Here is a 1140-nt window from a genome sequence, read left to right on the forward strand (position 1 = left end):
GTATGTCGCCGCACACAGAACTTTTTAGTGATACCGTTGCTGGCTTGAATTTTTTAGTGTCTACCATCCAGCGGCGGTAACGCTTAATGTCGTCTTTAGTAACTGCGGCTGGATGAAGATTTATGCGATCGCACCAGTTCACAAACTGCTGAACCTGGCGGCGGTAGGTATTAACAGTATCAGCTGCAGCATCTCCTGCTGCCACATCGATATCCAGGAAATCAGCAAAAGCTTCTAGTAGGTTTGCTGTAGTAATGGTCAGGTGGTCAGGTTGAGGGGTGATGTGGTTTGGGGTATGAGTATCCACCTCAAATACGGCAAGGGGGCAGACGACTGAACCTGAAAGGTCAGCGTCCGGGGAATTGCCGCCAATAAATAAATTGAGCGATAGCGAATCGGAATTTTCAAGATACATATTCATAGCCATCAGCCTTGTGAATGGTTTTCAAGTATTTCGGATGCACATCAAAACTTTTACCTCCTGTGGTCAGCTTGAAACTCGGCTTAAATCTGATAGCAATACGACCTGTGTAGTTTCCCTGATACTTTCCCTGTCTTACATGGGCTTTCACCAAATCTCCGGTTTGAAATCCCATGAAGGACTTTTGGGAAGGTGCATGGCGAATCGGAAAGCCATAGCGGTCAGTTCCGCAACGCTGTCTTTTCCCATGACCCTTGGCTTTAATAATCAAGGGTTTGACACCGTTAAGAAGAAGTCTCATTGGTGTTGATGTCCCAACACAGGTAGCATCAGTCCAGTGAGTTTTCTCAATCCCTCTAATCTTTCGATTGAATTTGGTCAGACCCCCAGAACCCAACTCTACAGGTAAGCCCGTTGATTGAAGTCGCCTGTACAATTCCCATCTGGTAGTGTTTACTGCTGCTGCATCTTTTAGTGGTGTTTTTGCTTGAGCCTTAATTCTTTTGAGAACTTCAGGTTTCTTCTTCAGAAATTTCTCAACAGGTTTATTACCTTTGGATTGATTACAGGAGTGGCACGACAGAGTTAAATTGCTGACTCTATTGCTACCTCCTTTAGACTTGGCAACAATATGATCAATTTCAAACGGAACATTTTCAGCACCACAATAAGCACATTTTCTTCCCCACTTCTGGAGTAAATATTCTTTGACTTCAAAC

General features: G+C 44.2%; 2 protein-coding genes. Both read right to left on the minus strand.

Annotated features, from left to right (window positions below; genetic code table 11):
• On the minus strand, nucleotides 1–307 hold a 307-nt coding region (locus F6K53_RS44375), incomplete at its 3' end, for a phage integrase N-terminal SAM-like domain-containing protein (protein ID WP_293087297.1).
• A 97-nt stretch (nucleotides 308–404) separates the two neighbouring features.
• On the minus strand, nucleotides 405–1140 hold a 736-nt coding region (iscB, locus tag F6K53_RS44380; protein ID WP_293087300.1), incomplete at its 5' end, for an RNA-guided endonuclease IscB.

The sequence above is a fragment of the Moorena sp. SIO4A1 genome (genome assembly GCF_010672065.1).
Lineage (GTDB): Bacteria > Cyanobacteriota > Cyanobacteriia > Cyanobacteriales > Coleofasciculaceae > Moorena.